Below are 24,096 nucleotides of genomic sequence, written 5' to 3'. Positions count from 1 at the left end.
GTCAGCCCGCGAGCGGTACCGCGGACGTCACCGCCGGCCGGACGGCTCGAACCACGTGGGGCCGTCCGCCTGCGCCTGCTTGATGCGGGAGAGCGAGAACTCGTGCAGGTCCGGCAGCGCGTCCACGTCGAACCACGCCACTTCGAGCGACTCGTCGTCGTTGACACGCGCCTCGCCGCCGACGGCACGGCAGCGCAGGGTGATGTCCATGTACTGGCATGTGTCACCGTTGGGGTAGGTGACCGGGTCGAGCGCCTGCACCAGGACCACGCGTTCGGGTACGCAGTGCACGGCCGTCTCCTCGTACACCTCGCGCACCGCGCACTCGGCGGGCTGCTCCCCCGGGTCGGGGATCCCGCCGATCACCGACCACCTGCCGTTGTCGGAGCGCCGTCCGAGCAGCACTCTTCCCTCGTCGTCGAAGACGATGGCGGTGACACCGGGGAGCCAGAGCAGCTGCTGGCCCGCGTCGGCCCGGATGGTGCGGATGAAATCAGGAGTAGCCATGGTCCGACCCTAGCGGCGTCCCGCCACCGTCCTTGCCGCCCAGCCGAGTCCGCCGACGGCGATCAGCACCAGAACGCCCTCGGGCAGCACGCCGAGGCGGGTGGCCGGGGTCTGCGACGAGCGCAGCGGCACCTCCTCGACGAGCGAGTCGGCGGTGAACCACTTCGTCCTCGCCTTCACCGTGCCGTCCGGCATGATCACCGCGCTGACGCCGCTGGTCACCGGGACGGCGACGGCGCGGCTGTGTTCGACCGCGCGGACGCGGGACATGGCGAGCTGCTGGTACGTCATCTCGCTGCGGTCGAAGGTGGCGTTGTTGCTGGGCACCGAGATGATCTGGGCGCCGTTGGTCACGGTGTCGCGTACGGCCCAGTCGAAGGCGGCCTCGTAGCAGGTCGCGAGGCCCACCTTGGTGCCCGCCATGGTGAAGACGCCGGGCCGGGAGCCGCGGCTGAAGTCCTGGCGGACCATGTCGACGTCGCTGCTGAAGACGCTGATGAGGCCCCGCAGCGGGATGTACTCGCCGAAGGGCTGGATCTGCCGCTTGTCGTAGGTGTCGGTGGGGCCCTTCTCCGGGTCCCAGAGGATCTGCTCGTTGTACAGCTTTCCGTCCCGCGTCTCGACGACGCCGCCCACGGAGACCGGCACCCCGATCGCCTCGACGGCGCCCTCGATGACCCGCCGCGCGTCGGGGTTGGTGAACGGGTCGATGTCGGAGGAGTTCTCCGGCCACAGCACGAGGTCCGGGCGCTTGACCCTGCCGGCCTTCACCTCGGCGGCCAGGCGTTCGGTCTCGCGCGCGTGGTGGTCGAGGACGGCGCGGCGCTGCGCGTTGAAGCCGAGGCCCGCACGCGGGACGTTGCCCTGGATCGCGGCGATGGTCGCCGTGCCGTCCTGTGCCTCGTCGCTCACGAGCGGACGCGCGGCGAAGGCACCGAGGAGCGGGACGAGCACGCTGAGCACCGCCGCGGCCGCCGCACCGCGCCGCAGGACGCGCGTATCGCGTACGTGAAGGACCTGACGCACCGTCTCGAACAGCCCGAAGCCGCACAGCACGACCGCGAAGCCGAGCACGGGGGTGCCGCCGAGCGCGGCGAGCGGCAGGAAGACGCCGTCCGCCTGGCCGAAGGCGATCTTCCCCCAGGGGAATCCGCTGAAGGGCACACGCGCGCGTGCCGCCTCACCCGCGATCCACAGGGCCGCCGCCCAGAGCGGGTATCCGGGCAGCCGGGAGACGGCCGCGATGCCCGCGCCCACCAGGGCGACGAAGACGGCCTCGACGGCGGCGAGCGCCAGCCACGGGCCGGGGCCCACCTCGACGCCGGTCCACACCAGGAGCGGCAGCAGGAAGCCGAGGCCGAAGAGGTAGCCGAGGCCGAGGCCCGCCTTCCAGGTGCGGCCGTGCAGGGACCGGGCGAGGACGGCGAAGGCCGGGAGCGCCAGCCACCACAGCGTGCGGGGCGGGAAGCTGACGTAGAGCAGCACTCCGGAGAGGGCCGCCGCGGCGGCGGGCACGAGCCGTCGCAGGACGCGCTCGGCGCGGGAGGCCCGCGCGGGCTGCGGATCGAGCCGGCCCGGCTCGTCAACGGAGGTGGTGGTGGCGGTCACCCGGGGAGTCTACGGCGCGTCACCTGGGCGCCGACAGCTCGGCCGGGGGCGCCCTCGCCGTATCGTTCCCGCGCGACCGGTCCCGTGGCGGGGCGTCGGCCGTTGGCGTGTGGCCGAGTCCCTGACGCACGCCCGGCACGCCACCGCGAGCCGGTCCGCGCCGTCCGGGGCCGGCGGATACCGGGGGGCGACGGGGTGGGGTCAACGGGTGCGGCCGCGACGGCCGGTCCGGCGGGGGCGCGCGATCGGCGGGGCGCGTCCGACGCGGCGGGCGTGGCGCTGCTCGGCGCGTGTGCCGCTTGGGACAGGTGCCGGTGATGACGCCCCTGGCGGGTCAGAGCGTCTTGCCCCGGTGCTTCAGCCGGTGGCGGATCGCGCGGACCGCGGATTCGGCGTCGTCCACGGTCACCGTGAACTTGTGGCCGTCGCCGAGGCTGATCACCACGCCCTCGCCGCGCCGGACCACGACGGCCGTGCCCTTCTCGGGCCGCCAGCGGTAGCCCCAGCCGCCCCACTGCCGGGGCGTGACGGTCGGGGCGAAGTCCGCGCCGACGACATGGGAGAGCGGGATGTGGCGGCGCGGCAGGCCCAGATGGCCGCAGCGCACCTCCAGGAAGTCCTTGTCGACCTTCACGGCCACGTGGACGAAGGCGAGGGTCCCGAAGAGCATCAGGAGGCCTACGGCGATGCAGCCCACGACGGACATCACCAGGGGCGCGATGCCCGAGGTCCACATGGAGCCGACCGCAAGCTCGATGCCGAGCGCCAGGCAGGCGGCGCCCGCGCAGGCCAGCAGCCACTGGACGCGGTTGGTCGCGCGGCCGGTCCAGACCTCGGGCTGGCCTTCGGCCGCGGCTCGCTCGCCGTGCTCGTCATGAGCGCCTGAGTGGTCCCTCATGTCTCCGAGACTACTCACGTTCCGCCGCGAAGGCACGGCGTCACGCAGAGTGACCTTCCGGCCCGCGGAACCCCGCGGAAATCAGAGCGCGGGACTGACCGCCGCGAGCATGCGCCCCTCCGCGTACGCGAGCGCCGCCCCCGGCAGCGGCTCCTCGCGCCCGCTGAGCAGCACGGTGAGACCGGGCGCCACGGCGTCGTGGGCGGTGCCGGGACGTGCACCGATCCTGCGCAGCGCCTGGGCGGCGACGGCACCGGCCGAGCCGTGCAGGACGAGGGGCGGCAGATGCGGCTGCTGAACGGCGGCGCGGATACGTTCGGCCACCAGCTCGTAATGGGTGCAGCCAAGGACGACGGCCCTTACATCGGGCGGGGTGATGGCAGCGGCGGCGGCGATCGTCTCGTCGATGGCCTTCTCGTCCGCGTACTGCACGGCGTCGGCGAGGCCCGGACAGGGCACCTCGGTGACGGGGACGTCACCGGCGAACCGCTCGATGAGGCCGCGCTGGTAGGGGCTCCCGGTGGTGGCGGGCGTGGCCCAGATGGCGACAGGACCGACGCCCGCCGCGGCGGGCTTGATGGCCGGCACGGTCCCGATGACCGGGATCTCGGGCTCCAGGGCGGCCCGCAGCGCGGGCAGCGCGTGCACGGAAGCGGTGTTGCAGGCCACGATCAGCGCGTCGGGCCGGTGCGCGGCGGCGGCCTCGGCGACGGCGAGGGCCCGCCCGGTGAGGTCCTCCGGAGTACGCGGCCCCCACGGCATCCCGTCCGGGTCCGAGGAGAGCACGAGATCGGCGTCGGGCCGCAGGCGACGCACCACGGCCGCCGCGGCGAGCAGTCCGATACCGGAGTCCATGAGCGCGATCTTCACCCGGTCACCATAGTCGATGCGCCCCACAGCGACCGCCCTGTGGGGCAGACTTCGACGGATGAGCGCCGTTGCGTGGATCGCCGCCGGATCGCTTGCCGCGTGGCTGTGGCTGCTGTTGGGGCAGGGCTTCTTCTGGCGTACGGACGTGCGTCTCCCACCGCGCACGGACCCCGCCCACTGGCCGTCGGTCTGCGTCGTCGTACCCGCCAGGGACGAGGCCGACATGCTGCCCAAGAGCCTGCCGTCGCTGCTCGCGCAGGACTATCCGGGGCGGGCCGAGGTCTTCCTCGTCGACGACGGCAGCTCGGACGGCACGGGCGAGCTGGCCCGCGCGCTGGCCGAGCGGCACGGCGGCCTGCCGCTGACCGTCTGCTCCCCCGGCGAACCGCCCCCCGGGTGGACGGGCAAGCTCTGGGCGATGCGCCATGGCATCGGCCTCTCCCGCGCGCGGGACCCCCAGTATCTGCTCCTGACCGACGCGGACATCGCCCATGAACCGGACACCCTGCGGAACCTGGTGGCCGCCGCGCACGCGGGCGGCTTCGACCTCGTGTCCCAGATGGCCCGGCTGCGGGTGCGCAGCGTGTGGGAGCGCCTGGTGGTCCCGGCGTTCGTCTACTTCTTCGCGCAGCTCTACCCCTTCCGCCGGATCGCGCGGAAGGGGGCACGGACGGCCGCCGCGGCGGGCGGCTGCGTCCTGCTGCGCGCCGACGCCGCCGAGCGGGCGCGGATCCCCGGCGCCATCCGGCACGCGGTGATCGACGATGTCGCGCTCGCGCGGGCCGTGCGGCGCTCCGGCGGCCACATCTGGCTGGGGCTCGCCGAGCGCGTCGACAGTGTGCGCCCCTACCCGCGCCTCGCGGACCTGTGGCGCATGGTCTCGCGCAGCGCGTACGCCCAGCTGCGGCACAACCCGCTCCTGCTCGTCGGCACGGTCGCCGGACTGGTGCTCGTGTATCTCGCTCCGCCGGTCTGTCTGGTCGCGGGTCTCGCCATGGGCAGCCCGGCCGCCGTGGCGGCCGCGGGCCTGGCGTGGCTGGTGATGACCGGGACGTACCTGCCGATGCTCCGCTACTACCGGCAGCCGCTGTGGCTCGCCCCCCTGCTGCCCGCTACGGCCTTCCTGTACCTCCTGATGACCGTCGACTCGGCGGTCCAGCACTACAGGGGGCGGGGCGCGGCATGGAAGGGACGTACGTACGCGCGTCCGGACACCGCCACGAAGCCCGCCACGGAACCCTCCACCGAACCCGCGTCGGAGCAGCGGTGAGCGGTCACTTCCTGCCCGGCGTCCAGTTCATGCCCCAGCCGTAGGCGTGGTCGATGGTGCGCTGCGGGCTGACGCCGCGCTCGGGCACGAGGTAGCGGGCCTCCCGCTGGACGACGAGGTCGCCGCCGTCGTTGGTGAGGAGAGCCAGCGCGCACACCGTCGAAGGGACCGTGCACTCGTCGAGCGAGAAGTCGACCGCGGCGCCGTGCTGCGGCTGGAGCGTGACCGTGGCGTTGAGGTCGGCGAAGCTGCGCGCGCCCTCGTAGATGGTGACGAAGATGACGATGCGGCGGAAGTCCTTGATGTGGTCGAGGTTGATGGTGAGGTTCTCGCCGCTGTCGACCGCGCCGGTGCGGTCGTCGCCGTCGAGCAGCATGTACGGCGGCTGGTGCAGCGCCCCGAAGGCGTTGCCGAGGGCCTGGACGACTCCTTTGCGGCCGTCGGCGAGTTCGTAGAGCGCGCAGAGATCCAGATCGAGGTCGGCGTGCATGGCGACGGCTCTGCCGAGCTTCGCGCCCCATCCCTTGAACTGCTTGCGCGTCTGCCAGTTGAGGTTCACGCGCATGCCGCCCGAGGTGCCGCCCTGTTTCGTCAGTGAGACGGACGGGGCGTCTTTCGTCAGGGTGACCTTGGTCAGGCGCACGGGCTCGGCCGGGGCGGGGGCGGGAGGGGTGACGGGTGAGGGGGGCGTCGCGGCGCGTGCGGGAGGCGTCGCGGCGGGCGCGGGCGCAGGCGAGACCGCGGGGCGCGCCGCCTGTTGTGGCTCGTCCACCGTGATCCCGTAATCCGTGGCGAGGCCTTCCAGCCCGCTGCCGTACCCCTGGCCGACGGCGCGGAACTTCCAGGCGCCCTGGCGCCGGTAGAGTTCCCCGAGGACGAAGGCCCTCTCCACGGTCGCGTCCGCGCTGTCGTAGCGCGCGAGTTCGGCGCCGCTCGCCGCGTCAAGCAGACGGATGTACAGGCCGGGGACCTGCCCGAATGTACCGCTGTCGGCCGACGCCGCGAGCACCACGGTCTCGATCGTGGGCTCCACGCGCGCGAGGTCGACCGTCAGCACATCGCGCACACCACCGTCGAAACGCTGCTTGCCCTCGTACCGCACCGCTCCGGAGGAGTGCGTCGGCTGGTTGTAAAAGACGAAGTCCGCGTCCGAGCGCACCTTTCCGGAAGAGGCCAACAACAGCGCGGACGCGTCGGCGTCGGGCAGTCCCGCGCCGGAACCCCACCCCAATTCCACCCGTACCACGGGTGCCGGTACGGGAACATTCGATCCTTTAGGCATTGTCATGTCCGCCCCCATCGCAAGTCGCCGCGTCCGGCGGAGCCGCCGAAGAGCCGTCGATTCCGTTCGCGGCCAACCTATTACCCGGATCACCGTGAGGCCCACGCACCGCGCCCCACGGGCCTGCGGGCCCCTATCACGGCCGACCCCGGGTAACCCGCCGAGAGCTCGGCCTTTACACGATCCGTACGCCGTTCGACGACCGATTTTCCCAAGTTCGCTCGCATTGGGGATCGATCGCCACGGGCGACACGTAAAACAACCCTCTTATCGGTCTCCCCAACCAGCACATCAAGGGCTTAACTTATGGAGCATGACCTCCCCCCGCTCCACCTATGGCGGCGGTTACTACTCCGCGCCGTCCTTCACGGACACTCCGATCTACGACTCCCTCGTCGCAGAGCGGGGCACTCCTCAGATCGCCCCGATTCGGGTTCCTTCCGCGTACGACACGGGCAGCCATCTGCCCGCACTCCCGGCCGCGCTGCCCGCCCTGCCGGCCGCCCCTTCCCACCACAACCCGGTGTACGGCTACCCGCAGGCCCAGCAGCCCGCCCCCATGCAGCAGCCGCACACGCCGTACATCCCGCAGCAGGCCGCAGGCCCGCGCGGGTACCCGGGCGCCCAGCCCCAGCGGCCGGCCACCGGCACGGGGTACGAGGCGATGCGCCCCGCGGCGCCCCGTCCCGCCCCCGCGCCGTACGAGGATCCGTACAACCGCCCGTATCGCGGGTACTGACCGCCTGTCGCGGACACCGCCGCCTGAGGGCATCACTGTCAGTGGCTGCTGGCAGGATGTCCTCATGTCGAATCCAGCACTGCGGTCGATCCACGTCCACCCGCTCAAGGCGGCCCGGGGACTCTCTCCTCGTGAGGCCGCCGTGGAGCCCTGGGGACTCGCGGGTGACCGACGGTGGATGCTGGTCGACCAGGACGGCCGGTTCGTCTCCCAGCGGCCGCATCCGCGCATGGCCCTGGCCGCCGCCGAGCTTCTGCCCGACGGCGGCCTTCGCGTGTCCGCGCCCGGCCGAAAGGCCCTGACGGTCGCGGTGCCCGAGCCCATCGGGACGGTGACGGCGGAGATCTGGCGGGACAAGGTCGAGGGGGTGCCCGCGAGCGCCGAGGCGCACGCCTGGTTCAGCGCCTACTTGGACACGGACGTGACCCTCCTTCACCTCGACGATCCCGAGAAGCGACGGCCCCTCGACCCCGCGTATGCCGAGGAGGGCGAGACGGTCAGCTTCGCGGACGGCTTCCCGCTGCTGCTCACCACGCTCTCCTCGCTCGACGCCCTCAACTCCCTGATCGCCCAGGGGGACCACGCGGACGAGGGCCCGCTGCCGATGGACCGCTTCCGGCCCAACGTCGTCGTGGACGGCACCCCGCCCTGGGCCGAGGACGACTGGAAGCGCGTGGCCATAGGTGACGTCACCTTCCGCGTCGCCAAGAAGTGCGGGCGCTGCGTCGTGACGACCACCGACCAGAACACCGCGGAGCGCGGCAAGGAGCCGCTGCGCACGCTCGCCCGTCACCGCCGCTTCGGCGACCAGCTCGTCTTCGGGCAGAACCTGGTGCCCGAATCGACCGGAACGATCCGCCTCGGTGACGCGTTCACGATCCTCGAATGATTCCTCGAATGTCCGGCGTCCGGATGGGGAACCCCATGGCGGAGCACGGACGTTGAGCTTCGTGGACACGCCGGGAACCGCCACCCGCGTGTGGGCCGTGCCGTTCCTGGTCGTGACGGACGCGGAAAGGGGTGCAGGGCTGTGCGAGCAGTCGTCGGGCTCTGGCGCTGGCGGCACAACCCGCTGCGCCGCGGCACCGACATCGTGGAGGCCTGGGTGGCCCTCGCCGCCCTGGTGCTGATCGTCGTCGCCGCCCCCGTCATCGGCACGCTCACCACCGGCCTGACGCGGGACGCCCTCCTGGCCTCGGTGCGGGAGCAGCGCGAGGACCGCCACGCGGTCGTCGGCACGGTCCTGCGGAAGGTTTCCTCTCCCCCGCTCGACCCGGACCCCGAGACCGCCTCGGCGCGCGACGCCCACAGCCGGGTCCTCGCGCGCTGGACGGCACCGGACGGCACCGACCGCTCCGGAGTCGTCATGGCCAAGCTCGGCGCCCCGGGCCCCGGCGACCGCTTCAGGCTGTGGACCGACGAGCGCGGCCGGGTCGTCGGCCGCCCGCTGGACACCGCGACGGCGACCACGCACGCGGCGCTCGCCGGATTCGGCGCGGCCGCGGCGAGCGCCGCCCTCATCGAGGGCACCCGCAGACTCGTCCTCTGGCGCATCGTGCGCGGGCGTCATGCCCGGCTGGACCGGGCCTGGGCCAAGGCCGGCCCCGACTGGGGCAGGACCGGTACCGGCCCCTGACCGGCCCCGTGGCCGGGCCACGCGGCCGGGAGCCGGGCGATCGGGTCAACTCGCCCTGCCCACGCGCGCTACGGTGGACCGGCCGAACTCTTCGGCTCCTTGCGCAGCGAAGCGGCACATCGGCGCAGGGTCCCGCGTACGACCAGGTGGGGGCAGAGCAACTCCATGGCACAGGGCACGGTCCAGGTGACGCACACCGGCACGTCGCGGTGGCGGCGCCGCACCGGCGAATACGCATCGCTCGCCGCCGCCTTGGAGGCCGCGAGCGACGGCGACATACTGACCGTCGCCGCCGGCACCTACCGCGAGAACCTCGTCGTCGAGCGCGCGGTGACCCTGCGCGGCCCCGATGGTTCGGCGGGCTCCGTGCGCATCGCGCCGTCCGACGGAGTACCGCTCACGGTGCGCGCCTCCGCCGTCGTCCAGGACCTGCACGTCGAGGGCCAGGACTCGTCCGCGCCCGCGCTGCTCGTCGAGGACGGCGCCCCCGAGCTGACCGGCATCCGTGTCGTGACCCGCTCCGCGGCCGGCATAGAGGTCCGCGGCGGCGCCCGTCCCACGGTGCGCCGCTGCACCGTCGACAACCCCGGCGGCATCGGCATCGCGGTGCTCGACGGCGGCGGCGGTGTCTTCGAGGAGTGCGAGATCGTCGCGGCGGGCCAGTCCGGCGTCGCGGTGGGCGGCGGCGCGCACCCCCGTCTGGAGCGCTGCCGGGTGCACCACGCCTCGGGCGCCGGGCTGTCGGTGACCGGCGAGCACACCGGCCTGGAGGCCATCGGCTGCGAGGTGTACGAGGTCAAGGGCTCGGGCGTGCAGGTCACCGGGCGGGCCACGGCGCATCTGACCGACTGCGACGTGCACCGCACCACCTCCGACGGCGTCACGCTCGACACGGACGCCGTGCTGACCCTGGCGGACTGCCGCATCCACGACATCCCGGAGAACGCGATCGATCTGCGCTCGCGTTCCGTGCTCACGCTGACCCGCTCCACGGTCCGCCGGTTCGGGCGCAACGGCCTGTCGGTGTGGGACCCGGGCACGCGCGTGGACGCCAACCAGTGCGAGATCCAGGAGAGTACGGGCGACTATCCGGCGGTCTGGGTCAGTGACGGCGCGACGGTCGTCCTGGAGTCGTGCCGGGTGCGGGACGTGCCGGACGCGCTGTTCGTCCTGGACCGCGGCTCCCGCGCCGACGTCGTCGACAGCGACCTCACCCAGGTGCGCAACACGGCGGTGTCGGTGAGCGACGGCGCGACGGCGCAGCTCGACGACTGCCGCATCCGCGAGGCCGCGACGGGCGCGTGGTTCCGCGACCACGGCAGCGGTGGCACCCTCGCCGACTGCACGATCGACGCCGTCCAGACGGGCGTGATCGTCACCAAGGGCGCGGACCCCACCATCGAGCGCTGCACGGTCACCTCGCCCGCCGAGGCCGGTTTCTACGTCTCCGCGGGCGGCCGGGGCAGCTTCCACGGCTGTCGCGTCGGCGACAGCGGTGGCTACGGCTTCCACGTCATCGACGGCTGCCGTACGACGCTGACGAAGTGCCGCACGGAGCGGTGCGCGCGCGGCGGCTTCGAGTTCTCGGAGGAGGGCCCGCTGGTCGAGGAGTGCGCGAGCGACGAGAGCGGCGGCCCGCGCACCCCGGTGGCGGCGCCTGAGCCGCCCGCCGTACGGACGGCCACACAGAGCGTCGGACTGCTCGGCTCCGTCCCCGTCCAGCAGGCCCCGCGGCCGCCGGGACCCGAGAAGACCACCCGCGCCTCCAAGGAGGTCCTCGGCGAACTGGACACCCTGGTCGGCCTGGACAGCGTCAAGCGGGAGGTGCGCGCCCTCACCGACATGATCGAGGTGGGCCGCCGCAGGCAGCAGGCCGGGCTGAAGGCCGCCTCCGTCCGCCGCCACCTGGTCTTCACCGGCTCGCCGGGCACGGGCAAGACGACCGTCGCCCGTCTCTACGGCGAGATCCTGGCCTCGCTCGGCGTCCTGGAGAGCGGCCACCTCGTCGAGGTCTCGCGCGTCGACCTGGTCGGCGAGCACATCGGTTCGACGGCGATCCGCACCCAGGAGGCCTTCGACCGGGCGCGCGGCGGCGTGCTGTTCATCGACGAGGCGTACGCGCTCTCCCCCGAGGACTCCGGGCGCGACTTCGGCCGTGAGGCCATCGACACGCTCGTGAAGCTGATGGAGGACCACCGCGAGGCCGTCGTGGTGATCGTCGCGGGCTATACGGCGGAGATGCGGCGCTTCCTCTCCGTCAACCCGGGTGTGGCGTCCCGCTTCTCGCGGACCATCACCTTCAGCGACTACGTCCCCGAGGAGTTGCTGCGGATCGTGGAGCAGCAGGCCGAGGAGCACGAGTACCGCCTGGGCACGGGCGCCGGCGAGGCGCTCCTGAAGTACTTCACGGCGCTCCCGAAGGGTCCCGCGTTCGGCAACGGCCGCACCGCGCGGCAGACGTTCGAGGCGATGGTGGAGCGGCACGCGGGCCGGGTCGCCCAGTTGCCCGAGCCGAGCACGGACGACCTCACCCTGCTGTATCCGGAGGATCTGCCGGAGCTGGTGTGACCGCTTCCGTCGCCGCGGGCCTCGGGGACGGCACGACCGCCTTGAGGCGCGCGAGGAGCCGTGCGCGCTCCTCGGCGAACGCGGGGTCCGCCTGGTAGTCGCTGTGGCCGTGGATCGGCGCCGGGAGCGGGTGGGCCTCCGTACGGCCGTAGGCGAGGGGGTCCTTGAGGGCGGCGCGGTCGACCTGTGGGCCGCAGTCGCCGCGCAGGCTGATGGGGCCGCCTATCGGGTCGGTGGGGCGGTGCAGATTGCGCCAGCAGTCGACCTCGCGGTGCAGGGAGGTGAGCGCCGCCGGGCCGAAGTGGGCGGGGAACCAGCGGCTGTAGAGGCGCTCCAGGGGCGAGCCGTAGGTCAGCAGGGCGACACGCCTGCGGACCGAGGGGCGCAGCTGCCAGGCGGCCGCCGCCGCGAGGACGCTGCCCTGGGAGTGCCCGGAGATGACGAGGCGGCCGCCCGTGGCGCTGGTGGCGCGGGTCCAGGCGGCCATGCGCCAGGTCAGGTCGGGGACCGCGCGCTCGGCGTAGCAGGGCGGTGCGAAGGGATGGGCCGCGCGCGGCCAGAACGTACCGACGTCCCAGAGGATGCCGATGGTGCGGCGGGCCGAGGCGTCCTTGTAGGCGCGACGGCCCCAGGTGACGAACAGTATGAAGCCGAAGCCGATCAGCCAGGAGCCGAGCGCCTGGGACGTCTCCGCGGCGCCCTCCACGATGTCGGGCGTGCCCTGCGCGGCCTTGGCGGGGACCTTCTCCGTCAGCCACGCGCCGGCGAGGGCTCCCGTGCCGAGCAGCAGCGTGACGGCGGAGACGAGGCCGACGAGCAGGGGCGCGCGGTCGGTGAGGGCGGCACGCGCGCGTGTCCCCGCGATGCGGCGGGTGCGGGCGGTGTCCTTGGGCTCTCCGGGGTAGTCGGCCGCCACCTTCGCCATCTCGCGGCGCTTGCGTTGGAAGGTGCGTACGCCTAACCAGAGGCAGAGCACGGCGACGACGGCCAGGAGCGGCGGGATGACGGACGCCTGCCAGGTGAGCAGCACGGGCGGTCCGTCGATGGAGCCCTGGGTGCCGTCCAGCCAGTCGGCCACCCGCTGCGCGCCGCCGCCGGACATGACGCCGGCCAGGGCGCAGGACAGCATGGCGACGGCGGGGCCGCCGAGGCCGCGGATGGCGGTACGCGCGTTCGGCGAGGTGCGGTACAGGGAGTGCGCCACCACCGCGAGGGCGATGACCAGGAGGCCCTGGACGAGGGCGATGCCGCCGAAGGTCGCGTCGCCCGGCAGCCTGCCGTCGGACCGCCAGCCGGGGCGTGACCAGCCCGCGTACAGCAGGGTCAGGACGAGCAGGGCCAGCGCGGCGAGGGGAAGCCCGCGCACGAGCGCCCGGTCCAGCTTGCGGTCGAGCCTGTGCTCGCTGCGGCCCCTGCGGCACACCACCCACACGACGAATCCCCCGCCGAGGACGAGCGTGGTGACGAGGGTCCAGCCGATGACGTGGAGGAACGCGGGGCCTCCGGGGCGCCGGTCGTGGCGTGCGGCCGACGCGCCGACCGCCGCCGCGACGGTGACCAGCCCCGCGGCGGTGTGGGCGGCGCGCAGCCGGGCGACGAGGCGGCGGCCGTACCAGAAGCCGGGCCTGCCGAGCGCGGTGCGGCTCGTCTCCTCCTCCGGGTCCGGCTCGTGGGGCAGCGGCTGCTGGGACTCGTACGCGTTCCAGGTGCGGTGGGAGAGGTACCAGAGCAGACCGGTGAGCGCGGCGGGCAGCAGGCCGGCGAGGGCCAGGCGGCGTCCGGGCTGCGACCACCAGCCGCCGTGCCCCGAGTCGTCGGTGGCGAGGAAGCCGAGCCAGGCACGGTCGGCGGCGCACTCGGGGGTACCCGCGCACTGCCAGGCCGTGAGGTCGAGCGCGACTTCGCAGGCGGCGGCGACGAGCAGCACGGTGAGGGTGAGCCCGATCAGCCGCACCAGGAGGCCGTAGGCGCGCGCGAGCCGTCGGCGGTGGCGCGAGGTGGGGCGCATCCAGTGGGCGAGGTTGACGACCATGAAGGGCAGCAGCAGGAGCCACAGGGCGCGGGAGCCGTTGCCGGAGGTCAGGTTGCACCAGACGTACGCCTCGGGCACCGGTTTGCCGCGGTAGTCGTCGGGGCGCCGCTCCGCGTCGGCGTCCTCGGCGCGGCGGAAGACGGCCGCCGTGTCGTCGCCGGAGATCCGCACGGTACGCGGGTCGCCGAGCATCTGTTGCGGTGTGGTGCCCCCCACTCCATGGACCAGAAGTTCCAGGGCTGTCTCGTCCTGCGTCGCACGCTCCACTGTTCCGCTTCCCCCGACATGTGCGTGGTGAGGTGAGGAACAAGAATCCCGGCTCTCCGCCGTCGGCGCACCCCTCGTCACGCAATCTCCCCTTCCGGGGGGTGGGCGTGAACCCGCGCGGGTGCCGGCACGGCTGTCGGTGGCACATGCGAGGATGAGGCTGTGCGCCGGTCGGGCGCGGCGGGTGTGACGGGGCAGAAGGGCCGGGCCTGGCGTGAGTGAGAATCAGAACCTTCTCGCCGAGCAGCGCCGTGCCCTGATCCTCGACGAGGTACGCCGCCGGGGCGGGGTCCGGGTCAATGAACTGACGCGGAAGCTCGGCGTCTCGGACATGACGGTCCGCCGTGATCTCGACGCGCTGGCCCGCCAGGGCGTCCTGGAGAAGGTCCACGGCGGCGCGGTGCCGGTCGTCGAGGCGAGCACGCACGAGCCGGGGTTCGAGGCGAAGTCGGGCCTGGAGCCGACCGCCAAGGAGGACATCGCGCGGGCGGCGGCGTCCCTGGTGGCGCCGGGTTCGGCGATCGCGCTGTCCGGCGGCACGACGACGTACACGCTGGCGCACCGTCTCCTGGACGTGCCGGACCTGACGGTGGTGACCAACTCGGTGCGGGTCGCGGATGTCTTCCACTCCGCGCAGCGCACCTCGGGGCAGCGGCAGGGCGCGGCCACGGTCGTGCTGACCGGTGGGGTGCGCACCCCGTCGGACTCGCTGGTCGGGCCGGTCGCGGACCAGGCGATCGCGTCGCTCCACTTCGATGTGCTCTTCCTCGGCGTGCACGGCATATCGCCGGAGGCGGGCCTGTCGACGCCGAATCTGGCGGAGGCGGAGACGAACCGGCGCCTGGTGCGGTCGGCGCGGCGGGTGGTGGTGGTCGCGGACCACACCAAGTGGGGCACGGTGGGCCTGAGTTCGTTCGCCACGCTGTCGCAGGTCGACACGCTGGTGACCGACGCGGGGCTGCCCGCGGAGGCGCGCGCGGAGATCTCCGAGCATCTGCACCGGCTCGTGGTGGCGGGCGAGCGCGAAGGTCGCGACGACGCGGACGCCGACGCCGGCGAGGCAGAGGACATGGGGGGCACCGAGGGGACCCGAGCCCCTTAGCAGCCCCGCAGACATCTGACGGGCCGCCAGCTATGGTGACCGTGCCCGGTCAACTGCCGCACTCCGCTGGGGGGCCACGTTCGATGGCACGCCGACTGAGCCCCGTAGGGCTTGAGTTCATCGAGTCCGCCGCGCTGCGTCTGGTGTTCGCGCGCGAAGTGAACGCCCCGCCCGAGGCGGTCTACCGCGCCCTCGCCGATGACGTGGCGGGCTGGCCCACGTGGTTCACCGCGGTCACGCACTGCCGTCCGACGGACGGGGGCAGGGGCCGCGAGGTCCGGCTCAAGGGCGGTACGCGCTTTCGGGAGACGGTACTCGCGGCCGACGAGCCGGGGCGGTACGCCTACCGCGTCGACGAGACGAGCGCGCCGGGGCCGCGCGCCCTCGCGGAGGAGTGGCGGCTCACCCCGGCCGGGACCGGCACCCGCGTCCAGTGGACGTTCGCCGCGGACGGCACCGCGCCCTTCCGCCTCACGCTGAGGCTCGCCCGCGCGGGCCTGGACCGGGCCTTCCGCGACGCGGTCACGACCCTGGACCGGCGGCTGGCGGCGGCCTCCGCGTAGGGCGGGGCTGTTGTACGGGCCGGGTGGGGCTCGCGCTACCGAGGCCACCGTCCGGTCGTGAGCAGCGTGTCGATCGCCTCCGCGTAGGGCCTGATGTCCAGGCGCTGTCCGGCCAGCCACGCGTCGGAGTAGTACTTGTCCAGGTAGCGGTCGCCCGGGTCGCAGATCAGTGTGACGACGCTGCCCGTGCGGCCCGCGGCCACCATCTCGGCGACGATCTTCAGCGAGCTCCACAGGCCCGTGCCGGTGGAGCCGCCCGCCCTGCGGCCGATGGCCCGGTCCAGGGCGCGCACGGCGGCGACGGACGCCGCGTCCGGGACCTTCATCATGCGGTCGATCGCTCCGGGCACGAAGCTCGGTTCCATGCGGGGGCGGCCGATGCCCTCGATGCGGGAGCCGCAGTCGCTCGTGGCGTCCGGGTCGTTCTTCGTCCAGCCGTCGAAGAAGCAGGAGTTCTCCGGGTCCGCGACGCAGATGCGGGTGTCGTGCTGCATGTAGTGGACGTAGCGCGCGATGGTCGCCGAGGTGCCGCCGGTGCCCGCCGTGGCGACGATCCACGCGGGCTCGGGGTAGCGCTCCAGTCTCAGCTGCTGGTAGATCGATTCGGCGATGTTGTTGTTGCCGCGCCAGTCGGTGGCCCGCTCCGCGTACGTGAACTGGTCCATGTAGTGGCCGCCGGTCTCGACGGCGAGGGCGGCCGACTCGGCGTACATCGTGCGCGGGTCGTCCACGAAGTGGCACCGGCCGCCGTGGAATTCGATCAGTCGGATCTTCTCGGCGCTGGTCGTGCGCGGCATCACCGCGATGAAGGGCACCCCGATCAGCTTGGCGAAGTACGCCTCGGAGACGGCCGTGGAGCCGCTGGAGGCCTCGATGACCGGACGCCCTGGCCTGATCCAGCCGTTGCACAGGCCGTAGAGGAAGAGCGAGCGGGCGAGGCGGTGCTTGAGGCTGCCCGTCGGGTGCGTCGACTCGTCCTTGAGGTACAGGTCGATGCCCCAGTGTTCGGGCAGCGGGAAGCGCAGCAAGTGGGTGTCGGCCGAACGGTTGGCGTCGGCCTGGACCTTGCGGACCGCTTCTTTCAGCCAGGCGCGGTACTCCTCGTCGCTGTGATCGACGTCGAGTGTGGGCATCGGCCCGTCGGCTCGGTCCTGCTGTGCGGTGCTCACCGCGGGGCTCCTTCGCGTCGTGCCGGACGCGATTCGACGCGGCCGTACCCCCCGATCTTAAACACCGTCCGCACGCTTCCCACCTGCATAAACACACCTTTGGGTACCTCAAAGGCACTGCTGGCGCAGCGGGTCGGCGGGCGTGCGCCGGAGGGGCGCACGAGGGGCGTCGCCGTGCTGGCCCGACGTCTCCATGCGCACTGGTGCTCGACGCCTGGTGCGTGCACACTGCACCGCGGGGCAACTGTCCCCACAGGAGCGATTCACCGAAGCGCACAAGGGGGCGGAGCGTCATGGCGGAGCCGGAGTTCACGGCCACGGGCGTGCGGATCGGGCGGCGCTTGCGCTCCCTCACCCGGGCCGGGCAGGTCCGAATCGCCGACGGCAGGCTGGAGTTGCTCACCAGCTACGGCAAGGAGATCGACAGCGCGCCGGTGCAGGCGGTGCGCACGGGCAAGCCGTGGTTCGCCGCGGACGACCGCGCGCTGGCCGAAGTGAACGGCAGGCGTTACAAGCTCACCCTCGGCGGGCACGAACCGGGGCCCGGCCAGGGCGGGCCGCCGACCGTGCGCAGGTTCATCGAGGCGGTACGCAGGGCCGGGGAGCGCCGTCGGCGGGGCTGAGCGGTGGGACCCCGGCGCCGCGGGCCGGTGGGGCCCCGGAGCCGCACGTGAGTTGCACACCCGCACCCCCTGGGTCACTCTGGTCTCACATCACTCTGGGTTTACCGGCGATGACGCTGAAGAACCAGCCCGCCGCCGGCCACGTAGCAGGCGGCAGACCAAGCGGCCCCCTGCTCGATCCGAACGTCGTCTTCTTCCGGACCTCAATTCGGGGAGTCGCAGCCGTGATCAGCCAACCAAGCAGGCATTGCACGGTGGAGCTCCAGGCTCTGCCGTCGCGGATCCGCCAGGTCCGCAGAATCGTCTCTGCGCAGTTGCGCTACTGGCATCTCGATCCCTTGATAGACCAGGCCGCCCTCGGTGTGACCGAGTTGCTCAGCAACGTCCACCGGCATGCCGAGCCGGACAAGGACTGCACCGTGGAGATCGAGCTGCTGCTCGACCGTCTCACGGTCTCCGTCCACGACCACGACCCCCGACTGCCCGAGGTCCACGACGCCGAGCCGTTCGCCACCTGTGGCCGCGGTCTCGCGATGGTGGCGGCGGTGAGCGAGAGCTGGGGCGTGTGCCCGCAGGGCGACGCCGGAAAGACCGTGTGGTTCACGCTCCCCGCGTCCTCCCCTTCGGCGACCGTGCCGTCGTACCCCGTGTACGGGCCGGCCGCGAAGACTCCCGCCCGGTCGGCCGTTGCCGGCTGACCGGGCGGTGACCGTACACGCCGACCGGACGGTGACCGTACGCATCGACCGAGCAGTGACCGTACGCGCCGACCCGGCGCTGACCGTACGCCGTGCCCTCACTCGGTGGCGCCGCGGCCTCACTCGGTGGCGATGGCCCGCAGCACATCGAGGCGTGCCGCCCGCCGAGCGGGGCGCAGGCCCGCCAAGGCTCCCGCGGCCAGGCCCACCAGTGCGACCACCGCGAGCTGGGCCGACGGCACGGTGAACGCGAAGTCACTGCCGCTCGCGCCGTCGGACGCCTTGACGAGCACCCAGCCGAGGAAGCCGCCGAGCGCGAGCCCGCCCGCCGTCCCGAAGGCGGCGACGAGCACCGACTCCCAGCGGACCATGGCGCGGAGCTGCGCCCTGGTCTGGCCGACGGCGCGCAACAGGCCCAGCTCCCGGGTGCGTTCGTGGACCGCGAGGGTCAGCGTGTTGGCGATGCCGAGCAGCGCGATCAGCACCGCGAGGGCGAGCAGCGCGTAGACGAGGGTGAGCATCATGTCGATGCCGCTCGCGGAGGAACGGGCGTACTCGTCCCGGGTCTCTACGTCCGGGTTGCCGTGGTCGCGCGCGGTCTCGGTGACCGCGGCCTTGCCCTCGGCCGTGCTCACGCCGTCCTTGAAGGTGACGGAGACGAGGCTGTCCGCGTCCTGCGCGCGGTGGGGCGCCCAGGCCTCGCGGGTGATGACGTAGTCACCGGCGAGTTCGGAGCGGCCGTAGACGGCGCGGACCGTGAAGGTCTCCTTCTTGCCGTCGGCGAAGGCCAGTTCGGCCTTGGACCCGACCTTCAGATCCTGTTTCTCCGCCTCCGCGCGGGTGATCGCGATGCCGTCGTCACCGAGCGCGTCGAGCGATCCTTCGACCCTGCCGAGGTCGAAGGAGTCGGCGAACGGGCCCGGGTCGGTGACGGTCAGGGCGCGTCCCTCGCCGTCCACCTTCGCGGCGCCTCTGCCGAGGCCGACGGCCGTCTCCACCTCCGGGCGCTCGGCGAGGGCCGGGGCCAGCTTCGGGCTGAGGCCGCTGCCGCCCGCGCCGAAGCCGGGGGTGCTCACCGCGACGTCGCCCGCGAAGGAGCGGTTGACCGTCTGGTCCATGGTCGCCTTCAGCGAGGCGCCGAAGACGGTGAAGAGGGAGACGACAGCGACGCCGATCATCAGCGCGCTCGCGGTGGCGGCGGTCCGGTCGGGGCTGCGCAGGGCGTTGCGCCGGGCGAGCCCGCCCGTGACACCGCGCAGCCGGTCCAGGGGCCCGCCGAGAATGCGTACGGCACGGGAGGACGCGACCGGCCCGAGCACCACGAAGGCGGCGAGGGCGAGGACGGCGCCCGTCCCCGCCAGCCAGATGGACGGGGTGACCAGTACACCCGTCAAGGCCAGGCCCACGGCGGACAGTGCGAGGCCGAGGCCGACGACGGCCCGGCTCCGTGACGTCCCCGAGTGGTCGACCGCGGTCTCGCGGAGCGCGGCCAGTGGTGCGGTGCGCCCGGCCCGTACGGCGGGCAGCAGCGCGGAGCCGAGGCAGACCACGACGCCGACGGCGAGGGGCAGCAGCATGGACAGCACGCTGATCGCCAAGTCGCCCTCGGGGAAAGGGAATCCGATGGCCGGGAAGAGTGCCCGCAGGCCCACCGCGACGCCGATGCCGCCCGCGAGACCCGCGGCCGATGCGACCACGGCGACGACGCCCGCCTCGACGAGGGTCGACACGGTGACCTGGCGTCGCGAGGCGCCGAGCGCGCGAAGGAGCGCGTTCTCGCGGGTGCGCTGGGCGACGACGATGGCGAAGGTGTTGTGGATGCTGAAGGTGGCGACGAGCAGGGCGACGCCGGAGAAGACGAGCAGGAAGCTGGTGAAGAGCGTCAGGAACTGGCCGGAGATGTTGTCCGTGTTCTCCGCGGCCGACGCCTCACCGGTGATGGCCTCGACTCCCCTGGGCAGTGCGGGCGTCAGCGCGTCGACGAGTTCCCGCTCGCTCACGCCGGGCCCGGCCCGCACCTGGATGGTCGCGGCCTCGCCGGGCTTCGGCGTCAGGTACTTCTCGGCGTCGGCCCGCGTCATGCCGGTGAAGGTCGTCTGCGCCATGCCGTCCTCGCCGCCGAACGTCGCGAGACCGACGATCCTCACCTCGACGGGGTCCGGGGTGCGCAGCGTCGTCGTATCGCCGACCTTCAGGTCTCCGGCCTCGGCGGCGCCGCGGTTGACGACGACCTCGCCGGACTTCGACGGGGCGCGGCCTTCGGCGAGTCGGTACGCGTTGAGGTCGGCGTCGTCGATCCAGTTGCCGGCGAGCGTGGGCGGGCCCTCGCCGCCGATGGGCTCGCCGTCCCTGGCGAGGAGTTGGCCCGCGCCCTGGATGCTGGGCGCGGCGGCGGCCACGCCGTCAATCTGCTCGATCTTCTCGGCCAGGGAGGTCTTGACGGGCCTGCGCGTGCCCTGGCTGTCGTCGGGCGTGGTGATCGTGTCGGCGCTGCGGACGACCGCGTCGGTGCCGCTGGTCGCGTTGTCGAACATCGTGTCGAAGCCGGCGCGCAGGGTGTCGCCCATGACGAGGGTGCCCGCCAGGAAGGCGACACCGAGCATGACGGCGAGGAACGTACCGGCGAAGCGGCGCTTGTGACCGCGCAGCGAGGACAGGCTGATGCGGGCGGAGGCGCCCAGTGAACTCCGGGTGCTCATGATGGTGCTCCCTCCGTGCCCGCGCATGCGCCCGCGCGCGTGTCTGCGCCTGTGCGCGTGCCCGCGCCTGTACGCGTCTCCGTGCCTGTGCGCGTGCCCGTGGCGGGGCCCGTGGTGGGGCTGATGTCGGTGTCGAAGGACTTCAGCCGGTCCAGGACCGTGTCCGCGGTCGGCGAATCCAGCCGGTCCACGAGGCGGCCGTCGGCGAGGAAGACCACCTCGTCGGCGTGGGCGGCGGCGACCGGATCATGGGTGACCATGACGACGGTGCGGCCCATCTGGCGCACCGCGCGGCCCAGCAATTTCAGCACCTCTTCACCGGAGCGCGAGTCGAGGTTGCCGGTCGGCTCGTCGGCGAAGACGACATCGGGCCGGCCCGCGAACGCCCGCGCCACGGCGACGCGTTGCTGCTGCCCGCCGGAGAGCTGGGCGGGCCGGTGGTGCAGCCGGTCCCGCAGTCCGACGATGTCGATGAGCGCGTCGGCCCACTCGTGGTCGCCACGGACGCCCGCGAGGTCCATGGGCAGGGTGATGTTCTCGGCGACGGTCAGCGTCGGCACCAGGTTGAACGCCTGGAAGACGAAGCCGACGCGGTCGCGGCGCAGCAGCGTGAGGCGCCGGTCGTCGAGGGAGCCCAGTTCCGTGTCGCCGATGAAGGCGGCGCCCGAGGTGAGCGTGTCCAGGCCCGCCGCGCAGTGCATGAGCGTGGACTTGCCCGAGCCCGACGGGCCCATGATCGCGGTGAAACGTCCGGCGGGGAAGCCGACGCTCACCCCGTCCAGGGCCCGCACGGCGGTGCCGCCGTCGCCGTGGACCTTCACGGCGTCGGTGACACGGGCGGCGGCCTCCACGGTGCCGGTGCTCGTGGCCCCGCCGGTCGCGGCGTTCATGCCGCACCGCCTTCGGAGGCCCGGCCGAACTCCTCGTCGAGGACGGAGAGCCGACGCCAGTACTCGTCCTCGTCGATCTCGCCGGAGGCGAAGCGACGGCCGAGGACGGCGATGGGCGAGCTCGCGTCGACGCCGGTGGGCCCGCCGGGTGCCCTCAGCGGTCCGTGGCGCCCGCGCCACACGGTGCGGCGGAGCAGGGTGACGGCGCCGATCACGACGACCGCCCAGATCAGCGGGAAGAACAAGATCCACGGGCCGGGCCCGCCGTCCCAGTGCGCCAGGGTCTGCATCTGAATTCAGCTCCTCAGGGAGTGTTTCTCGTGGTGCCTTCTCGTGGTTTCCGTGCTGCGTCGAGACTCGCTCCGTGAGGGGCCGCACGTCGTCGTACGGCCGGCGGCACCGCGCGTACCACGGCGGAAGTATCCGGCCTGGCCCTGACTGCTCCCGGCGCCGTGCTGAGGTCGCGCCGCCGTCGCGCCGTCAGTGGATCTCTGTACCTACTAGTATGTACAGTGATTTCATGAGCACTCCGGAGCGTCTGATCGAGTCCACGCGCGAGCTGCTGTGGGAGCGGGGCTATGTCGGTACGAGCCCCAAGGCGATCCAGCAGCACGCGGGCGCGGGGCAAGGCAGCATGTACCACCACTTCACCGGCAAACCCGACCTCGCGCTCGCCGCGATCCGGCGTACGGCCGAGGAGATGCGGGCCACCGCCGAGTCCGTCCTCGCCGGTCCGGGGTCGGCGTACGCGCGTATCGAGGCGTATCTGCTGCGTGAGCGCGACGTGTTGAGGGGTTGTCCGGTCGGTCGGCTCACGATGGACCCGGACATCATCGCGAGCGACGAGCTGCGCGCGCCGGTCACCGAGACCCTCGACTGGCTGCGCGACCGGCTCGCGGGAATTCTCGAAGAGGGGCGTGTCCAGGGCGAGTTCACGTCCGCGCTCGTTCCTCGGGAGATCGCCTCTGCGGTCGTCGCGACGGTGCAGGGCGGCTATGTCCTGGCCCGCTCGTCGGGTTCGCCGGCCGCGTTCGACGCGGCGGTACGCGGCCTGCTCGCGCTGCTCGGAGCCTGCGCCGCCCCTCTCCGCATCACCACCGACTCCCGCCCCAACTGACCCCGCAGCCAAGGAAGACGGAAGTACGCGATGCACGCCATGCAGTACGAGATCACTCTGCCCGCCGACTACGACATGGGTGTCATCCGCCACCGCGTCGAGTCGAAGGGCCATCTCCTCGACGCGTTCGCCGGGCTCGGTTTCAAGGCCTATCTGATGCGCGAGCGCGGCAGGGACGGCTCGCCCGTCAACCAGTACGCGCCGTTCTACTGCTGGAACACCGCCGCGGGCATGAACTCCTTCCTCTGGGGGCCCGGCTTCCAGGGGCTCGTCGACGACTTCGGCCGGCCCGCGGTGCAGCACTGGCCGGTCCTCGCGTACGAGGACGCACTCGCGCCCGGGATCACCCCGAGGGCGGCGGTACGCCGCCGTCGACGCATCCCCGAGCCGTCACGCCTCCCCGAGCTGGCGCATGAACTCGCCGACGAAGCACGCCGATTGGTCCGGCAGGACGGCGCGGTGACCGCACTGACGGCCGTTGACCCGCGGACCTGGGAAGCGGTGCACTTCTCGCTCTGGGATCACGAGGCGCCCCAGGGCCTCGGGGACGTCTTCCAGGTGCTGCACCTGTCGACACCGGAGCACGAGAAGCCCGCGAACGGGCGGCAGTGGTGACCGCGGCCCAGGGCACCGTCCGCACGGTTCTCGGCGACATCACCCCGGCGGACCTCGGTGTCTGCGACGCCCATGACCATCTCTTCCTGCGCAGCCCGCGACTCCCGGGCCAGGAACTGGACTCGGCCGGGGCGGCGGCCGACGAGCTGGCGGCGTTCCGCGCGGCGGGCGGGCAGAGCGTCGTGCAGTGGACACCGCACGGGATGGGGCGGCACGCGGGGCGGCTGCCGGAGCTGTCCCGGGCGACGGGCGTACGGATCGTCGCGGCGACGGGACTGCACCAAGCCGCCCACTACACACCGCAGCTGCTGGAGCGGCTCCGCACGGAGGGCCTCGCGGAGCTGTTCGTACGCGAACTCACTGAAGGCATCGGGCACTTCGGCGTACGGGCCGGGCTGATCAAGGTCGCGGGCGGCTTCCACGGGCTCGACGCCCACGCGCGGTGGACGATGACCGCGGCGGCCGAGGCCCATCACGCGACCGGGGCCCCGATCGCCGTACACCTGGAGCTGGGCACGGCCGCGCTGGACGTACTCGACCTGCTCTGCGGCGAGTTGGCGGTCCCGCCGCACCGAGTGATCCTCGGCCATCTCAACCGCTCCCCCGATCTCGCCCTCCACCACAAGGCCGCCGAGGCGGGCGCCCATCTCGCCTTCGACGGTCCCTCCCGCGCCCATCACGCCACGGACTGGCGCATGCCGGAAGCGGTGCGGTCCCTGGCCGACGCGGGCTTCGGCGACCGCCTCCTCCTTGGCGGCGACACGACCACGGCGGGGGCACGGTCGGTGAGCGGCGGCCCGGGCATGCCCCATCTGCTGCGCGGAGTGCGGCGCCGACTGGAGCTGGCCGTGGGCGAGGAGCTGACGGAGCTGATCCTCACGGTCAACGCGGGGCGGGCGTTCGGAGTGGAGTGGGCCTAGCCGGAGGGCGGGCTCAGCTGCGG

At 72.8% G+C, this 24,096-nt stretch carries 22 protein-coding genes; 12 read left to right on the top strand and 10 right to left on the bottom strand.

Annotated elements, in window-relative coordinates; genetic code table 11:
- Positions 1-27: 27 nt before the first annotated feature.
- The 4 genes from ACWDZ7_RS09815 to ACWDZ7_RS09800 form a co-directional block, all read right to left on the bottom strand.
- Entirely contained in the window at positions 28-507 is a 480-nt protein-coding gene (locus tag ACWDZ7_RS09815) for an NUDIX hydrolase (protein ID WP_451796153.1), read from the bottom strand.
- 9 nt (positions 508-516) lie between these two features.
- Positions 517-2,115, bottom strand: a complete 1,599-nt coding sequence (gene lnt / locus ACWDZ7_RS09810) for an apolipoprotein N-acyltransferase (protein ID WP_451796152.1) — start codon at positions 2,113-2,115, stop codon at positions 517-519.
- 334 nt (positions 2,116-2,449) lie between these two features.
- Entirely contained in the window at positions 2,450-3,013 is a 564-nt protein-coding gene (locus ACWDZ7_RS09805) for a hypothetical protein (RefSeq protein WP_451796151.1), read from the bottom strand.
- A gap of 81 nt (positions 3,014-3,094) precedes the next feature.
- Positions 3,095-3,883, bottom strand: a complete 789-nt coding sequence (locus ACWDZ7_RS09800) for a glutamate racemase (protein WP_451796150.1) — start codon at positions 3,881-3,883, stop codon at positions 3,095-3,097.
- Positions 3,884-3,941: 58 nt separating this feature from the next.
- Between ACWDZ7_RS09800 and ACWDZ7_RS09795 the strand changes: the two genes are divergently transcribed.
- Positions 3,942-5,153: a glycosyltransferase gene (locus tag ACWDZ7_RS09795; protein ID WP_451796149.1), complete on the top strand. Its 1,212-nt coding sequence runs from the start codon at positions 3,942-3,944 to the stop codon at positions 5,151-5,153.
- Positions 5,154-5,157: 4 nt separating this feature from the next.
- On the opposite strand, the gene ACWDZ7_RS09790 is transcribed toward ACWDZ7_RS09795, so the two are convergent.
- Complete coding sequence (locus ACWDZ7_RS09790; RefSeq protein ID WP_451796148.1) at positions 5,158-6,441, bottom strand: TerD family protein; 1,284 nt, start codon at positions 6,439-6,441, stop codon at positions 5,158-5,160.
- Between the two features lie 307 nt (positions 6,442-6,748).
- Between ACWDZ7_RS09790 and ACWDZ7_RS09785 the strand changes: the two genes are divergently transcribed.
- The 4 genes from ACWDZ7_RS09785 (at position 6,749) to ACWDZ7_RS09770 (ending at position 11,378) form a co-directional block, all read left to right on the top strand.
- A complete protein-coding gene (locus tag ACWDZ7_RS09785) occupies positions 6,749-7,174 on the top strand; it encodes a DUF6643 family protein (RefSeq protein WP_451796147.1) in 426 nt (141 codons plus the stop codon).
- Between the two features lie 64 nt (positions 7,175-7,238).
- Positions 7,239-8,063: an MOSC domain-containing protein gene (locus ACWDZ7_RS09780; RefSeq protein ID WP_451796146.1), complete on the top strand. Its 825-nt coding sequence runs from the start codon at positions 7,239-7,241 to the stop codon at positions 8,061-8,063.
- A gap of 141 nt (positions 8,064-8,204) precedes the next feature.
- Complete coding sequence (locus tag ACWDZ7_RS09775; RefSeq protein ID WP_451796145.1) at positions 8,205-8,810, top strand: Rv1733c family protein; 606 nt, start codon at positions 8,205-8,207, stop codon at positions 8,808-8,810.
- Positions 8,811-8,975: 165 nt separating this feature from the next.
- Positions 8,976-11,378 carry a right-handed parallel beta-helix repeat-containing protein gene (locus tag ACWDZ7_RS09770; protein ID WP_451796144.1) on the top strand — a complete coding sequence of 801 codons (2,403 nt, stop codon included), beginning with the start codon at positions 8,976-8,978 and terminating at the stop codon, positions 11,376-11,378.
- On the opposite strand, the gene ACWDZ7_RS09765 is transcribed toward ACWDZ7_RS09770, so the two are convergent.
- The gene (locus ACWDZ7_RS09765) at positions 11,338-13,677 is read right to left on the bottom strand and encodes a hypothetical protein (RefSeq protein WP_451796143.1); all 2,340 of its coding nucleotides are present in this window, start codon (positions 13,675-13,677) and stop codon (positions 11,338-11,340) included. The genes ACWDZ7_RS09770 and ACWDZ7_RS09765 overlap by 41 nt on opposite strands.
- Positions 13,678-13,891: 214 nt before the next feature.
- On the opposite strand from ACWDZ7_RS09765, the gene ACWDZ7_RS09760 reads away from it, so the two are divergent.
- Entirely contained in the window at positions 13,892-14,779 is an 888-nt protein-coding gene (locus tag ACWDZ7_RS09760; RefSeq protein WP_451796142.1) for a DeoR/GlpR family DNA-binding transcription regulator, read from the top strand.
- Positions 14,780-14,862: 83 nt separating this feature from the next.
- A complete protein-coding gene (locus ACWDZ7_RS09755; protein ID WP_451796141.1) occupies positions 14,863-15,342 on the top strand; it encodes an SRPBCC family protein in 480 nt (159 codons plus the stop codon).
- Between the two features lie 35 nt (positions 15,343-15,377).
- Here ACWDZ7_RS09755 and ACWDZ7_RS09750 read toward each other — a convergent pair whose 3' ends face one another.
- Positions 15,378-16,475: a PLP-dependent cysteine synthase family protein gene (locus tag ACWDZ7_RS09750; protein WP_451796243.1), complete on the bottom strand. Its 1,098-nt coding sequence runs from the start codon at positions 16,473-16,475 to the stop codon at positions 15,378-15,380.
- Positions 16,476-16,804: 329 nt separating this feature from the next.
- Here ACWDZ7_RS09750 and ACWDZ7_RS09745 point away from each other — a divergent pair, with 329 nt between their 5' ends.
- Complete coding sequence (locus tag ACWDZ7_RS09745) at positions 16,805-17,134, top strand: hypothetical protein (RefSeq protein WP_451796140.1); 330 nt, start codon at positions 16,805-16,807, stop codon at positions 17,132-17,134.
- A 224-nt stretch (positions 17,135-17,358) separates the two neighbouring features.
- A complete protein-coding gene (locus tag ACWDZ7_RS09740) occupies positions 17,359-17,832 on the top strand; it encodes an ATP-binding protein (protein ID WP_451796139.1) in 474 nt (157 codons plus the stop codon).
- Between the two features lie 119 nt (positions 17,833-17,951).
- Here the strand turns inward: ACWDZ7_RS09740 and ACWDZ7_RS09735 are convergent, their stop codons facing one another.
- The 3 genes from ACWDZ7_RS09735 to ACWDZ7_RS09725 are packed head-to-tail and all read right to left on the bottom strand — an operon-like array spanning position 17,952 to position 21,711.
- A complete protein-coding gene (locus ACWDZ7_RS09735) occupies positions 17,952-20,513 on the bottom strand; it encodes an ABC transporter permease (RefSeq protein WP_451796242.1) in 2,562 nt (853 codons plus the stop codon).
- A 14-nt stretch (positions 20,514-20,527) separates the two neighbouring features.
- The gene (locus tag ACWDZ7_RS09730) at positions 20,528-21,421 is read right to left on the bottom strand and encodes an ABC transporter ATP-binding protein (protein ID WP_451796138.1); all 894 of its coding nucleotides are present in this window, start codon (positions 21,419-21,421) and stop codon (positions 20,528-20,530) included.
- Positions 21,418-21,711 (bottom strand): SHOCT domain-containing protein, encoded by a 294-nt coding sequence (locus ACWDZ7_RS09725; RefSeq protein ID WP_451796137.1) that lies wholly within the window; start codon positions 21,709-21,711, stop codon positions 21,418-21,420. Before ACWDZ7_RS09725 ends, ACWDZ7_RS09730 begins: the two co-directional genes overlap by 4 nt.
- A 215-nt stretch (positions 21,712-21,926) precedes the next feature.
- On the opposite strand from ACWDZ7_RS09725, the gene ACWDZ7_RS09720 reads away from it, so the two are divergent.
- The 3 genes from ACWDZ7_RS09720 to ACWDZ7_RS09710 are packed head-to-tail and all read left to right on the top strand — an operon-like array spanning position 21,927 to position 24,073.
- Entirely contained in the window at positions 21,927-22,538 is a 612-nt protein-coding gene (locus ACWDZ7_RS09720) for a TetR/AcrR family transcriptional regulator (protein WP_451796136.1), read from the top strand.
- A gap of 30 nt (positions 22,539-22,568) precedes the next feature.
- Positions 22,569-23,153 carry a DUF4865 family protein gene (locus ACWDZ7_RS09715; protein WP_451796135.1) on the top strand — a complete coding sequence of 195 codons (585 nt, stop codon included), beginning with the start codon at positions 22,569-22,571 and terminating at the stop codon, positions 23,151-23,153.
- Positions 23,150-24,073, top strand: a complete 924-nt coding sequence (locus ACWDZ7_RS09710) for a phosphotriesterase family protein (RefSeq protein ID WP_451796134.1) — start codon at positions 23,150-23,152, stop codon at positions 24,071-24,073. Before ACWDZ7_RS09715 ends, ACWDZ7_RS09710 begins: the two co-directional genes overlap by 4 nt.
- The last annotated feature ends 23 nt before the right edge of the window (positions 24,074-24,096 follow it).

Source organism: Streptomyces sp. NPDC003032 (genome assembly GCF_053591415.1).
This window is presented reverse-complemented; position numbering and strand designations above follow the sequence as displayed.

Excerpts from the sequence above, each read along its gene's own strand:
- ACWDZ7_RS09720 (WP_451796136.1), top strand. The coding sequence starts at position 21,927 with ATGTACAGTGATTTCATGAGCACTCCGGAGCGTCTGATCGAGTCCACG.
- ACWDZ7_RS09770 (WP_451796144.1), top strand. The coding sequence starts at position 8,976 with ATGGCACAGGGCACGGTCCAGGTGACGCACACCGGCACGTCGCGGTGG.
- ACWDZ7_RS09785 (WP_451796147.1), top strand. The coding sequence starts at position 6,749 with ATGACCTCCCCCCGCTCCACCTATGGCGGCGGTTACTACTCCGCGCCG.
- ACWDZ7_RS09795 (WP_451796149.1), top strand. The coding sequence starts at position 3,942 with ATGAGCGCCGTTGCGTGGATCGCCGCCGGATCGCTTGCCGCGTGGCTG.
- ACWDZ7_RS09725 (WP_451796137.1), bottom strand. The coding sequence starts at position 21,711 with ATGCAGACCCTGGCGCACTGGGACGGCGGGCCCGGCCCGTGGATCTTG.
- ACWDZ7_RS09790 (WP_451796148.1), bottom strand. The coding sequence starts at position 6,441 with ATGACAATGCCTAAAGGATCGAATGTTCCCGTACCGGCACCCGTGGTA.
- ACWDZ7_RS09745 (WP_451796140.1), top strand. The coding sequence starts at position 16,805 with ATGGCGGAGCCGGAGTTCACGGCCACGGGCGTGCGGATCGGGCGGCGC.
- ACWDZ7_RS09730 (WP_451796138.1), bottom strand. The coding sequence starts at position 21,421 with ATGAACGCCGCGACCGGCGGGGCCACGAGCACCGGCACCGTGGAGGCC.
- ACWDZ7_RS09815 (WP_451796153.1), bottom strand. The coding sequence starts at position 507 with ATGGCTACTCCTGATTTCATCCGCACCATCCGGGCCGACGCGGGCCAG.
- ACWDZ7_RS09715 (WP_451796135.1), top strand. The coding sequence starts at position 22,569 with ATGCACGCCATGCAGTACGAGATCACTCTGCCCGCCGACTACGACATG.
- ACWDZ7_RS09750 (WP_451796243.1), bottom strand. The coding sequence starts at position 16,475 with ATGCCCACACTCGACGTCGATCACAGCGACGAGGAGTACCGCGCCTGG.
- ACWDZ7_RS09780 (WP_451796146.1), top strand. The coding sequence starts at position 7,239 with ATGTCGAATCCAGCACTGCGGTCGATCCACGTCCACCCGCTCAAGGCG.
- ACWDZ7_RS09755 (WP_451796141.1), top strand. The coding sequence starts at position 14,863 with ATGGCACGCCGACTGAGCCCCGTAGGGCTTGAGTTCATCGAGTCCGCC.
- ACWDZ7_RS09805 (WP_451796151.1), bottom strand. The coding sequence starts at position 3,013 with ATGAGGGACCACTCAGGCGCTCATGACGAGCACGGCGAGCGAGCCGCG.